Genomic DNA, 12,344 nt, shown 5'->3' with positions numbered 1-12,344 from the left:
AATCCCTCGGCTGGTCTTGATGAGTGACTTTACGTTGATGATCGAGGCGGCGCCGGTCAAGCGAAAAATTCAACCTCATTGGTGGCATGGGTCGACTCGATGGGGGTGAAAACGCACAATAAGCGCCTTGTCGTGAAAAAATCATCCAATGCGACTTGACAGGTCGGGGGTCGTCCGATCACCCTAGGCTCAGATTTCAACCGGACCTGCCCTGTGCAACAGCGCTCGCTCATCGCCGAAGTTTCGACCGTCGCCGGCCTCGCCGCGACGCGTCTCGGCCTGACTGTTGGCGAGCTGACCATCGGCGGCACGATTATCGGCGGTACCACCGGCACCACCACCATGCCCGAACGGGCGGGACGAGTTTAGCGCGCCGAACCCCGGCAACCGCAGAACCCGAACCCCGCCCGGTCCGCCAGGCGGGGTTTTTCTTTTCACCCCACCCCATCCCGACCTTTCCCGAGAACCCCGATGTCCGCCCAACTCGCCGTCGTAGAAAAATCCGAAAGCCTCGACCCCAGCAGTCAGCCTTCACCCGACTTGGTTGGGCCCGAGGTGGTGGTGCTCAAGTTCGGCTCGTCCATCCTACGCAGCCCGGCGGAGGCGCCGCTGGTCGCCTCGGCCGTCTATGGCCATGTGCGGGCGGGCCGAAAGGTGGTGGCGGTGGTCTCAGCCTTCGGCGGGGCGACGGACCGGCTGCTGGGCGAGGCGAGGGCGCTGGGCCTGGCCCATTCCAACGACCTGCTGCCCGGCTATGTGGCCCTGGGCGAAGAGAAGTCGGCGGCCCTGGTGGCCATCGCCTGCGACCGGATCGGCTTGGACGCCTGCGCCCTGTCGGTCCGCGAACTTGGTATCGTGGCGGAGGGCGAGTCGGAGCATTCGCGCCCCTGCGGTCTGCGACCCGACCATCTGAAACAGGCGCTGGATCGCCACGAGGTGGTGGTGGTGCCCGGGTTCGGCGCGGTGCGGCCGGACGGCAAGGTGGCCTTGCTGGGACGCGGCGGATCGGACCTGACGGCGGTGTTCCTCGCGGCCGAGCTGGGGCTGAAGAAGGTGCGGTTGGTCAAGGACGTGGACGGCCTTTACGACCACGACCCCAATGACAAGACGGCCCCGGCCCTGCGCTATCGCCGCGCCTCTTGGGATGTGGCGCGCAAGCTGGGCGGCGCGCTGGTCCAGCATGACGCCATCGACCTGGGCGAAAGCCGCGGGGTCGAGATCGAGGTGGCGGCGCTGGATCGCGCCGACGGCACGGTCATCGGCGACAAGTCGGCGCCGCCCGGCCCCGCGCCCGCCCTGCCGCCGCTGAAGGTCGCGGTCGCCGGATGCGGCGTGGTCGGCGGCGGCGTGCTGGCCAAGCTGCTCCATGATCCTCGCTACGTGGTCGTGGGCGTGCTGGTGCGCAATCCGAAGAAGGCCCGCGACGTCGACTGTCCCGCGTCGCTATTCACCTCCAACCCGGCGGACCTCTGGGCCAAGAAGCCCGACATCGTGCTGGAGGCCTTGTCGGAAGGCGAGGCGGGCCACGCGGTGATCCGCGCCGCGCTCGAGGCTGGCTGCGATGTCGCCAGCGCCAACAAACAGGCCGTCAGCCGCGATCCGGGCGGGCTGCAAGAACTGGCGAAAGCCAATGGACGGCGCATCTTCTGGTCAGCCTCGGTCGGGGGCGGATCGCCGATGATCGAGACGGTGCGCGCCGCCCGCGCGGCCGGCGAGGTGGTCGGCTTCGAGGCGGTGCTGAACGGCACGGTCAACTTCATGCTGGAACGGCTGGGCGACGGGGCGGCCTTCAACGAAGCCCTGGCGGACGCCCGGGCGGCAGGCTTTGCGGAGGAGGACCCGTCCTCGGATCTGGAAGGTCTGGATGCGGCGGCCAAGGTGCGGCTGCTGTGTCACGAGGCGTTCGGCCGTTCGCCCGAAGGCGACGTGCCGCGCGACCACCTGAGCGAGACGACCTCGGCCGCAGGCGGGGTGCGCCAGATCGGCGCCGCCCATCTGAAGGACGGGGTGATCCGCCCGTCGGTATCGCTGAACGCCGACCATGGCGACCCGCTGTTCTCGACCCTGCGCGGCGAGGGCAATGCGCTGAAGGTCTACGGCGCCGACGGCCGCGTGTGGCGCTGCCGGGGCCGGGGCGCCGGGCGTTGGGCCACGACCGAGAGCATCATGGCGGACCTGGCCGAGATCGTGCGTGCACGGCGCGCCGATGCGGGCCTAAACTAAGGCCATGGCCGTCTTCACCCCCGTTTCCATCGCCGACGCCGAGGCGTTCCTGGCCGGCTACGACATCGGCGAGGTGGCCGAACTGACGGCCATCGCCGAGGGGGTGGAGAACACAAACTATCGCCTGGATACGACGCGCGGCCGGTTTGTGCTGACCCTGTTCGAGGGGCGGACGGACGAGGCCTCGCTGCCCTTCTGCCTAGGGCTGACGGCGCATCTGGCGGCGCGCGGCTTCCCCTGCCCCACGCCCATCGAGGACCGGACGGGCGGCTGGCTCGGTCGGTTGAACGACCGGGCGGCGGCGGTGATCGAATGGAAGACCGGGGCCTGGCTGCGCACGCCGTCATCGGCCGATCAGGCGGCGGCGGGCGCGGTGCTGGCGCGGCTTCATCTGACGGCGGCTGATTTTCACCTGAAACGGGTCAATCCGGTCGGGCCGGCCATGTGGCGTCGGCTGGCCGATCGCTGCGCCCAGGCGGCCTCGGGCGAGGATCGACGGCTGCTGGATCAGGTAAACGCCTCGCTGGCGCGGCTGGGCGATCCCTTTACGGACGATCTGCCGGGCGGGGCGATCCATGCCGACTATTTCCCCGACAATCTGCTGTTCGAGGACGGCGCCGTGTCAGCGGTGATCGACTTCTATTTCGGCTGCAGCGGCGCCTTCGCCTATGATTTGGCCATCGCTCTTTCCGCCTGGGGCTTCGACGCCGAGGGGCGACCCATGCCGGACGCCCTGACGGCCTTCCAGCGCGGCTATGAATCCGTGCGGCCGCTTAACGGCGCGGAGCGGGAGGCCTTGCCGCGTCTGGGCGAAGCGGCGACCCTGCGGTTCACCGTGACGCGGCTGCACGACCGCATTTTCCACGATCCCGCCAATCTGGTGACGCCCAAGGATCCGGCGGTTTTCCTGCGTCGGATGGACCATTGGCGCGCGACCGAACCGGCCTGAGGCGCCTGCGCGGCTTCGTCGCTGGAACCGAAAGCTTGGCCGGGATTTTGATGGTGCAACGGCGACGTGCGCCGCTCCCCGAGGACGAAGATCATGACTGACGAAACCATCAACGGCGCCGCCTCGCAGGCGCAAGGCAAGTTCCAAAAAGGCGTCGGCAAGCTGGTCGGCGACCAGAAGCTGCAGGTTGAAGGCGCTTATAACGACGCCAAGGGCCGTTCGCTGGAAACCTTCGGCAAGGCCATGGATTCGGTCGATCGCCTGGTCGAAAAGGTCCCCGTCGACTACCGCGACAAGGCCCGCACTGTCGCCGCCGAGGCGCGCAAGCGTCCGCTGGTCACGACCCTGTCGGTCGCCGGCGTCGGCCTGCTTCTGCTGCGCGCCCTGACGGGCGGCGGTCGTCGCTAAGACGTTTTAGTGGCGGCCTGAAAAGGCCGCCACGGCGTCACGCGCCGCTTCCATCGTCCCATCGACGATCGTCAACCGCTCGGGCTTGTCGCCCAGGGCGGCGATGACGTTTGCGGGTTCGGGTTGGAAGCCCAGGACGTTCGAAACGAAGTCGCCGAACTTGGACGGATGGGCGGTGGACAGGGCGACGACGGGGCCTCTCGAGCGGTCCTGCCGACGCGCGGCGGCCAGCGCCACGGCCGTGTGCGGGCACACGACGCGGCCCCAGGCCTCAAAGGCGTGGGCGATCTCGGCGCGCGTCTCCTCCTCGTCGATGGAGACCGCCGAGACCTGGTCGCGAAGAGCGGTCAGCAGGTCCGGCTCGAAAGCGACGGCGCCGTCGCGGGCGAAGGTTTCGAACACCACGCGCGTCGCCTCGGCGTCGCGGCCCGCCGCCTCGAACACCAGCCGCTCGAAGTTGGACGGCGCCTGCACATCCATGGACACGCTGCCGCTTTCGACCGCCGGACGGCGCGAATACAGGCCGTCATTCAGGGCGCGGGCCAGGGCGTCGTTCTGGTTTACCGCCGCGACGAAGCCGTTGGACGGCAGGCCCATTTTCGTGGCGGCGATGCCGGCGAAGGCGTCGCCGAAGTTGCCGGTCGGCACGACGAAGGTCGCGGCCTCGCCCAGTTCGGCCATGGCGGAGACATAGTAGGGGATCTGGCCGGCCAGCCGCGCCCAGTTGATCGAATTGACCGAAGACAGGCGGCCGCGTTCGCGCAGGGCCTTGTCGGCCAGCAGGCCCTTCACCAGACGCTGGCAGTCGTCGAAATCACCACGCACGGCCAGGTTCAGGACATTGTCGGCCTCGACCGTCGTCATCTGTCTACGCTGAACCGGCGAGACGCGGTCCAGCGGGTGGAGCACGACCAGATCGACGGACTTGGCGCCGGCGAAGGCGCGCACGGCGGCGGCGCCGGTGTCGCCTGATGTGGCGGTCAGTATGGTCAGACGCTCGCCCGAGGCGGCCAGGGCCTCGTCCGTCAGGCTGGCGACCAGCTGCATCGCCAGATCCTTGAAGGCGGCGGTCGGGCCGTGGAACAGCTCCAGCAAGAACAGGCCCGGCTCCAGTTCGACCAGAGGCGTGACCAGCGGATGGTCGAACCCGGCGGTCAGTCTGTCCAACGCGCGGTCCAGCGCGCCGGCGGGCAGGGCGTCGCCGATGAAGGGGGCGATGGCTTGCAGGGCGATGGATTTGTAGTCGGCCGTTCCGGTCCAGCTGTCGGGCGACAGGCTGGGCCAGGCGGTTGGCATATAGAGACCGCCGTCGGGCGCGATGCCGCGCAGCAGGGCGTCGGCGAAATCGGTTTCGGGCGATTGGCCTCGGGTTGAGACGTAGCGGGCGCTGGAGGTGCTCATGACGCCGATGGTCGTAGCCAGACGGGGCGGCGGCGTCACCCGCTTTCTGGATGATTTTGTCGGGTTTTCGCGGGCTGCGGCCTGACAATCCACATCGGGACGTTGCAGTGGCGGTTTGGGCGCACATTTTTGCCGCCTCAGGGTAATGTCGTCGGTCCTGCGAGAGGGGTTGCGACATCGCCCCGCTGGCGCGGATCGCTGCGACGGTCCATGTCAGGGATCATGAGACGACGCGATCTTCTGATCCGGCTGGGGCTGGTCGCCGGCGGCGCAGGCGGAGCCTGGTGGCTGCGCGACCATGTGGTCTGGCGCGGGCCGACGGTCGCCTTCGCGGCGAACGGCTCCAGCGGCTGGCTGCCCTATGCCGAGCCGCGCGCGCCGACCCCGACGGTCGAGGTGACTGTGAACGGACGGCCGGTGCGGGCCCTGATCGATTCCGGGGCGCAGTATTCGGTCATCGACCGGTCGCTGGTCGAGCGTCTGGGGCTGACCAATGTCTTCAACATCCCGATGGTGGCTTACGGCGTCGGCGGCGACGCCCAGGTCGGACGCGGGACGACGCTGGATGTGGCGATCGGCGGCTTGCGGCTGACCGGATTGCGCGCGGCGATTCTTGGCCTGGGGCCGCTGGCTAGCGATCAGGGATTGGGTGCGGCGCTGATTCTGGGACAGGACGTGCTGCGCGAACTGGTGCTGGAGCTGGACACGGCGGAGCATCGGGTCCGGTTCCTGCCGCGCGAAGGCTGGACGCCGCCATCGTCGCTGAAGCCCGTGCCGGTGACACGGGCCGGCAAGGCGCTGCAGGCGGGCATCACCCTGGAAGGGGCGACGGTCAATGCGGTGATCGACACCGGCGCCTCGGCCGTGCTGGCCGTCACGCGCGAGACGGCCGAGGCTGCCGGCCTGCTGGACGGACGCGAACGCACGCCGGGTCAAAGCATCGTCCTGGGCGGCACGGTGCGCGCCGAGACCGTCGTCGTGCGCACCCTGACCATCGGCGACGAACTGTATCGTCAGGCGACGGTCGCCATCTATGACGACGTCGCGGTGCCGGGCTTCCCCAAGGCGCTGGTCGGCATGGCCGCGTTCGAGAACCGGCGTCTTGCGCTGGACCTGGGCGGCCCCGGCCTGTTCGTCGAACGGCCGATGGAGATTACGGTCGGGGCTTGAGCACTGTGATCGGCCGAACCGCGCCCGGCCAGAGCTGGATGCGATAGCGGTCGTCGCCGTCAAGCCCGTCTTCGGACAGGGTTTTCAGTCCGCCGTGCGAAATGCGGGCCGCATAGTCGCCGGCAGGCACAGCGATCCGCTCGGCCTGATCCGGATCGTCCGTGCAGCCGAACCCAATCAGCGCGCCGCTGGCGAGGCGCAGGCCGCAGTCGCGCATCTGGTCCCAGGCGTCCGCGTCGGGCGTCGGCGCTGTGGTCAGGATTTCAAGTTCGACCGGGACCAGCATGTTGCGAACCGTGCCGATCGCGATCAGGTCGGGGCCGACGGCCAGCATGGGGTCGCTGTCCGAGCTCCACAGGGCGGCGGTGTCGGTGACGTAGGTCTCGTCGCAAACGTAGAACTGGAAATAGTCCGCGAAAATCTCGAAACGGCGGACACACACCGACTTCAGCTCGCCAGAGCCGTCGCCACCACAGCCCTGGCCTCGGCCTGAACGGTCGCCAGATGGTCGGGGCCGAGGAAGGATTCGGCGTAGATCTTGTAGACGTCCTCGGTGCCCGAGGGGCGGGCGGCGAACCAGGCGTCGGCGGTGACGACCTTCAGCCCGCCGATGGCTTCGCCGTTGCCGGGGGCCTTCGTCAAAATGTCGGTGATCGGCTGACCGGCCAGGGTGGTCGCGGACACATCCGAGGAGCTGAGCGCGGCAAGCCGGGCCTTTTCCGTGCGATTGGCCGGAGCATCGACGCGGGCGTAGGCGGGAGCGCCGTATTGGTCGGTCAGGCCAGTGTAGAGTTGGCTGGCGCTCTGGCCGGTGCGGGCCTGGATCTCGGCGGCCAGCAGGCACAGGAGGATGCCGTCCTTGTCGGTCGTCCACACCGTGCCGTCGTGGCGCAGGAAGGAGGCCCCGGCCGATTCCTCGCCGCCGAAGCCGACGGTTCCGTCCAAGAGGCCTGGCACGAAGTGTTTGAAGCCGACGGGAACTTCCAGCAGGCGGCGACCCAGGCCGGCGACGACGCGGTCGATGATCGATGACGAGACCAGGGTCTTGCCCACCGCCACGTCCGCGCCCCAGCCGGGTCGGTTCGCGAACAGATAGGCGATGGCGGTGGCCAGGAAATGGTTGGGGTTCATCAGGCCCGCGTCGGGGGTGACGATGCCGTGGCGATCCGCGTCGGCGTCGTTGCCGAAGGCGACGTCATAGGCTGAGCCGCCCCTCATCATGCCGATCAGACCGGCCATCGCGCTGGGAGATGAGCAGTCCATGCGGATCTTGCCGTCGGCGTCCAGCGGCATGAAGGCCCAGCGCGGATCGACGGCGTCGTTGACGACGGTCAGGTCCAGTCGGTGGCGCTCAGCGATCTCGCCCCAATAGGCCACGGCCGCGCCGCCAAGAGGATCGGCGCCGATACGGACGCCGGCGTTGCGGATGGCGTCCAGGTCCAGCACGTTGGGCAGGTCGTCGATATAGGCGGACAGGTAGTCGAACCGGCCCGCCGCCGCATGCGCCTGGGCGAAGGGGACGCGACGGACCTCGGTCAGGCCGCCTTCGATCAGCTGGTTGGCGCGGGCGGCGATGGCGGATGTAGCCTCGCCCCCGGCCGGGCCGCCGGAGGGGGGATTGTATTTGATGCCCCCGTCGCGCGGCGGATTGTGCGACGGGGTGATCAGGACGCCGTCCGCCTGCCGGCTGTCCGTGCGGTTGTAGGTCAGGATGGCGTGCGAAACGGCCGGCGTAGGGGTGAAGCCGTCGCGGGCGTCGATCAGCACCTCGACCCCGTTGGCGATCAGCACCTCCAGCGTCGTGCGGAAGGCGGGCTCGGACAGGCCGTGGGTGTCGCGACCGAGAAACAGGGGGCCGTCGACGCCCTGCGCCGCGCGGTATTCGGCGATCGCCTGGGCGATGGCCAAGATGTGCGCCTGGTTGAAGGCGCCGTCCAAGCTGGAGCCGCGGTGGCCCGAGGTGCCGAAGACGACCCGCTGCTGCGGATCGCCCATGTCGGGCCGGGTCGTCTCATAGGCGTCGAGCAGGGCGTCGAGATCGATCAGGTCTTCGGGGCGTGCGGTCGTGCCGGCGCGGTCGTGCATCGTCAGTCAATCAATCGTTTTGAAGGATAGCGGTGGTCAGGCGCCGCTGAAGGTGTCGCAGGACGCCGGGTCGCCCGACTGATAGCCGCGCTGCAGCCATTCGACGCGCTGAGCCGAGGATCCGTGGGTGAAGCTTTCGGGCGAGACACGGCCGCCGCTGCGCCGTTGCAGGGTGTCGTCGCCGATGGCCTGGGCGGTCTTCATGCCTTCCTCGAACTCGCCAGCATCCAGGGCGACCTGACCGTTCGAAACGGCCGAGGCGTTCCGGGCCCAGACGCCGGCGTAGCAGTCGGCTTGAAGCTCCAGCGCCACCGAATACTGATTGGCTTCGGCCTGACCGGAGGCGCGCTGTTGGGCCTGGCGAACCTGATCCGAGGTGCCGGTCAGGGTCTGGACGTGATGGCCGAACTCGTGCGCGATGACATAGGCACGGGCGAAGTCGGCGCCGGAGGCCCCGAGCTTGTTCTCCATCTCCTGCCAGAAGCCGAGGTCGAGATAGACGGTCTTGTCGGTCGGGCAGTAGAAGGGACCCATGGCCGACTGACCATAGCCGCAGCCGGTCCCCGTACCCTGTTCGTAGATCACGACCTTCGGCGGCTGATAGCCGTTCAGCTTCTGCGCCCAGACATCGTTGATGTTGCCGCCGATGACATCGACGAACTGGCCCGCCTGATCCTTGGGCGTGCCGGTCTGACCTTGCTGCTGCTCCGCGCCGACGCCGCCGAACTGGCTGGCGAGCTGAGTCGTGGTGGATGGGTCGATGCCGAAGACCAGATAGCCGATGATGGCCAGCACCCCGACGCCCAGGCCGCCGCCAGCGATGGCGCCGCCGCCCAGCCCGCGCCGATCCTCGATGCCGCCGCCGCCTGTCCGTCCACCCTGCCAGCGCATGCCCTATCCTCCGCCCGATCCTGGTTAAGCTAGGCAGGAACGCGGGTGCAAGGGAAGGGATGCGTCAGTTTGGAGTTTGGACGCTTCACTGCGAACGGGCCAGCCAGTTGTCGATCTGGCTCATGCCCTGGGCCGTCTGCTGGCGGCGTTCGGCGGCGGACTGGCGCAGGGTCCGCTCCTGCTCGAGGCTGTAGAGCGGGCGGGGTGGCAAGGGCTGGGTGACGCTCGGTTCGCGTGCGCCTTCGATGGTGCGCAGGCGAAGCTGGGTTTCGATCTGCTGTTGACGCGCCTGGTCCGCGTTCGACTGCGCCTGAGAACGCAGACGGTCGTTCTCGTAGCGATGCTGGTCGGCGATGGCGGCGGGGACGCCGCCCGGATAGGCGCCATAGGGGCGGCCGGCCTGCGGATAGGTCTGGGCCAACGCCGGTGTGGCGGCAGCGGCCAACAGGGCGGTCAGGGTCAGGAGCGATCGCATGGACACGATGTGGGGACGCGCGCCATCGCCGCCAAGCGGAGCCGCAACCCTTTTAGGCGCCGTGGGTTCATCGCGCCGAACCACCTTTACGAACGGAGCATTCCTCATGGCCCAATCCCTTTCCGGCAAGACCGTCGCCATCCTGGCGACCGACGGCGTCGAACTGGTCGAACTGAATGAACCGCTGAAGGCGCTGAAGGATGCGGGCGCGGTGGTCGAGATCGTGTCTCTGAAGGCCGGCGAGTTCCAGGGCTTCGACCACCTGACGCCGGGCGACAAGGTCACGGCCGACAAGGCGGTGGCGGCGGTCGACGCCTCGACCTATTCCGCCCTGCTGTTGCCGGGCGGGGTGGCGAACCCGGACCTGCTGCGGGCGGACGAAGACGCGGTGAAGTTCGTTCGGGCCTTCTTCGACGCCGGCAAGCCGGTCGCCGCCATCTGTCACGCGCCCTGGCTGCTGATCGAGGCAGGCGTGGTCGAGGGGCGCACGATGACGTCGTTCGAAAGCATCCGCACCGACCTGAAGAACGCCGGGGCCAATGTGGTCAATGAGGCGGTGGTGGTGGATCAGGGCCTGGTGACCAGCCGCTGCCCCGACGACATTCCCGCCTTCAACGCCAAGATGATCGAGGAGTTCGCCGAAGGCCGCCACGAAGGTCAGGCTGCAGCTTAAGGCATCGCCCAGACGGAGGACCGCTTGATTTCCTGGTCCTCCAGTTCGCGCGAGGTCGGGACGCGGTACTCGGCCAGAAAATCCAGGCCCGTGCGCGGGAAATATGTGCGTCCCGGATCGCCGATCAGGACACGCGTGCCCCTGGCGCGGGCCTGGGCCAGCCAGGCCAGAACGGCGTCGGTCATCGGGCGCTCGTAGCAGATGTCGCCCGCGCAGATGACGTCCACATCCGGCGGGGCGGCGTCCAGCAGATTGGCCTGGGTGAAGTCCAGCGTCACGCCGTTCGCCGTCGCATTGGCGGCGACCGCGGCTTGGCAGAAGGGATCGATGTCGGCGCACAGGACATGGGTCGCCCCCGCCTGCATCGCCGCCACGCCGACCAGGCCCGAACCGGCTGCGAAGTCCAAGACGCGCTTGCCGGCGATCTCCTGCGGATGATCCAACAGATACCGGCTCAGCGCCTGTCCGCCGGCCCAGGCGAAGGCCCAGAAGGGCGGCGGCACGCCCATTTCGCCCAGTTCTTCTTCCGTCAGCCGCCAGATGGGCGTGATCTCGTCGGCCAGCCACAAAGAAATCTCCGGCGCGTGCGGCACGGGCTGAAGCCGCGTGTTGTCGCGGATGAAGGCGGCGGGATCGAGGAAGGTCATTCCGGCTGGCGCGTAACAGCCTTCAGCACGCTGGCATAGCCGGGTGCGACCTCCATGGCCTCGGCTTGCGGCTTCGCATGGATGGCGCGGTGGAGGCGCGGCAGCTTCCAGCAGGGCACATGCATGAACAGGTGGTGCTCGGCGTGGAAGTTGACCCAGTAGGGCGCGATGAAGGCGCGTTCCCACAGGCTGGCCTGGGTAGTTCGAGCGGCGCGAAAGGGATTGTTCGACGAACCTTCGACGCAGGCGTGTTCGGCGATGTTTCGCAGGCGCGTCACCATCGGAAACCATGTCGCCATCGGCAGCAGCCACAACACGAAAAAGGCCCACCAGACACCAGCGGCGATGAAGCCCGCCAGCAGGACCGCGTTGAAGGCGTAGAAGGGCAGTACGGATCGGCCCGTCACGATCGACTCGTAATCATGGGCGCTGTCGTTCATTCCTTTTGTGCTATCGCCCCTTGGGCTGCTTGAGCGCGCGTGCGCTTGGGCTAGCGGCAGCAGGACCCGCTGCTTGAAGAAGGTCTGGCCCGTCAGGTCGCGGATCAGCTTGCGGCGCAGCGAGGCCGGGCTGACGGGAAACGGCGCCGACAGCATCAGATCGGGATCCTCAGCCTGCTGGGCGAAGCGATGATGCGTCAGATGATAGGGGCGATAGGCCTTCAGGCTGGCGCCGATCGGCACGGCGCATAGCCAATGGCCGAGAAAGTCGTTCAGGCGGTTCGACCTCGAAAGGCCGCCATGCGCCGCTTCGTGCATCAGAATGGCCAGACCCAACTGACGCGTGCCGACGATCATGACGCACAGCGGGATCAGCCATGGGATCACGACGGCCGCGATCACGGCCAGGGCGATCACGGCCCAGCAGTGAGCCACAAGCAGCGGGCCGACCCAGTCCGAGCGTATCTGGTACGGCGCCCACTCCTGACGCGTGAACAGGGCCGACGGGGCGATGCGTGGGGCGGCGGACATGGGGTAAGTCTAGCCTCTGACGCGCGTCTGGAAAAGCAACGGAGAAATGTTGGGAACGCCTGACAAAAAGTCAGGTTGACATGACATTCGATCAGTGTCAGGTTGTCCTTACACAAGGAGAGCCGACATGTTCACCGCCTGGAAGACCGGAACGCCTGCGCATCGACGCTACATCGTCCGCACGATGGCCTTCTCCGTGCCGTACGTCGCGATCTGCGTCGCGATGATGACGACCGACGCGTTCGACGATCTGATGGGCAAGCCGGCGGCCTGGGTCCTGGCGGCGGCGGTGTCGGCGCCGGTGATCGGGCAGATTTGGGCGACCCTGGCGCTGATGCGCGAGAGCGACGAGTTCGTACGCGGCGTGACGGCCAAACAGTTCATCGTCGCCGCAGGACTAGCCATGGCCGTCGCCACCTTTTGGGGCTTTGGCGAGAGTTTCGCCGGGGCG

At 68.0% G+C, this 12,344-nt stretch carries 14 protein-coding genes; 7 read left to right on the top strand and 7 right to left on the bottom strand.

The features are described 5' to 3' along the window. The first annotated feature begins 213 nt into the window (after nucleotides 1-213). From RT123_RS14165 to RT123_RS14150, 4 genes are all read left to right on the top strand, one after another. Nucleotides 214-369, top strand: a complete 156-nt coding sequence (locus tag RT123_RS14165; protein ID WP_313009798.1) for a hypothetical protein — start codon at nucleotides 214-216, stop codon at nucleotides 367-369. Between the two features lie 102 nt (nucleotides 370-471). Continuing rightward, nucleotides 472-2,223, top strand: coding sequence for a Gfo/Idh/MocA family oxidoreductase (locus tag RT123_RS14160; protein WP_313009796.1), 1,752 nt, complete (start codon nucleotides 472-474; stop codon nucleotides 2,221-2,223). A 4-nt stretch (nucleotides 2,224-2,227) separates the two neighbouring features. Further along, nucleotides 2,228-3,172, top strand: a complete 945-nt coding sequence (gene thrB, locus RT123_RS14155) for a homoserine kinase (protein WP_313009795.1) — start codon at nucleotides 2,228-2,230, stop codon at nucleotides 3,170-3,172. 93 nt (nucleotides 3,173-3,265) lie between these two features. After that, nucleotides 3,266-3,580: a CsbD family protein gene (locus tag RT123_RS14150; protein WP_055806344.1), complete on the top strand. Its 315-nt coding sequence runs from the start codon at nucleotides 3,266-3,268 to the stop codon at nucleotides 3,578-3,580. A gap of 6 nt (nucleotides 3,581-3,586) precedes the next feature. On the opposite strand, the gene thrC is transcribed toward RT123_RS14150, so the two are convergent. After that, complete coding sequence (gene thrC / locus RT123_RS14145) at nucleotides 3,587-5,020, bottom strand: threonine synthase (RefSeq protein ID WP_313009793.1); 1,434 nt, start codon at nucleotides 5,018-5,020, stop codon at nucleotides 3,587-3,589. Nucleotides 5,021-5,203: 183 nt separating this feature from the next. Here thrC and RT123_RS14140 point away from each other — a divergent pair, with 183 nt between their 5' ends. Beyond that, on the top strand, nucleotides 5,204-6,151 hold the full coding sequence (locus tag RT123_RS14140; RefSeq protein ID WP_313009792.1) for a retropepsin-like aspartic protease: 948 nt from the start codon (nucleotides 5,204-5,206) through the stop codon (nucleotides 6,149-6,151). Here the strand turns inward: RT123_RS14140 and RT123_RS14135 are convergent. From RT123_RS14135 to RT123_RS14120, 4 genes are all read right to left on the bottom strand, one after another. Further along, on the bottom strand, nucleotides 6,135-6,593 hold the full coding sequence (locus tag RT123_RS14135) for a hypothetical protein (protein WP_313009790.1): 459 nt from the start codon (nucleotides 6,591-6,593) through the stop codon (nucleotides 6,135-6,137). The two genes, RT123_RS14140 and RT123_RS14135, sit on opposite strands and share 17 nt — an antisense overlap. Nucleotides 6,594-6,598: 5 nt before the next feature. Next, a complete protein-coding gene (gene pgm / locus RT123_RS14130; RefSeq protein ID WP_313009789.1) occupies nucleotides 6,599-8,236 on the bottom strand; it encodes a phosphoglucomutase (alpha-D-glucose-1,6-bisphosphate-dependent) in 1,638 nt (545 codons plus the stop codon). Between the two features lie 36 nt (nucleotides 8,237-8,272). Further along, nucleotides 8,273-9,127 (bottom strand): neutral zinc metallopeptidase, encoded by an 855-nt coding sequence (locus RT123_RS14125; protein ID WP_313009787.1) that lies wholly within the window; start codon nucleotides 9,125-9,127, stop codon nucleotides 8,273-8,275. A gap of 85 nt (nucleotides 9,128-9,212) precedes the next feature. Then, complete coding sequence (locus RT123_RS14120) at nucleotides 9,213-9,602, bottom strand: hypothetical protein (protein ID WP_313009785.1); 390 nt, start codon at nucleotides 9,600-9,602, stop codon at nucleotides 9,213-9,215. 106 nt (nucleotides 9,603-9,708) lie between these two features. Between RT123_RS14120 and RT123_RS14115 the strand changes: the two genes are divergently transcribed. Then, nucleotides 9,709-10,275 (top strand): type 1 glutamine amidotransferase domain-containing protein, encoded by a 567-nt coding sequence (locus RT123_RS14115; RefSeq protein ID WP_313009784.1) that lies wholly within the window; start codon nucleotides 9,709-9,711, stop codon nucleotides 10,273-10,275. Here the strand turns inward: RT123_RS14115 and RT123_RS14110 are convergent. Both RT123_RS14110 and RT123_RS14105 read right to left on the bottom strand, forming a co-directional pair. After that, nucleotides 10,272-10,922, bottom strand: coding sequence for a methyltransferase (locus RT123_RS14110; RefSeq protein WP_313009781.1), 651 nt, complete (start codon nucleotides 10,920-10,922; stop codon nucleotides 10,272-10,274). The genes RT123_RS14115 and RT123_RS14110 overlap by 4 nt on opposite strands. Then, complete coding sequence (locus RT123_RS14105; protein WP_313009779.1) at nucleotides 10,919-11,893, bottom strand: fatty acid desaturase; 975 nt, start codon at nucleotides 11,891-11,893, stop codon at nucleotides 10,919-10,921. The genes RT123_RS14110 and RT123_RS14105 overlap by 4 nt, the downstream gene beginning before the upstream one ends. 127 nt (nucleotides 11,894-12,020) lie before the next feature. On the opposite strand from RT123_RS14105, the gene RT123_RS14100 reads away from it, so the two are divergent. Then, nucleotides 12,021-12,344, top strand: a 324-nt coding sequence (locus RT123_RS14100; protein WP_313009777.1) for a hypothetical protein, incomplete at its 3' end; no start/stop codon positions are given.

It is taken from the genome of Brevundimonas vesicularis (assembly GCF_032067225.1).
GTDB classification, from domain to species: Bacteria; Pseudomonadota; Alphaproteobacteria; order Caulobacterales; family Caulobacteraceae; genus Brevundimonas; species Brevundimonas vesicularis_F.
This window is presented reverse-complemented; position numbering and strand designations above follow the sequence as displayed.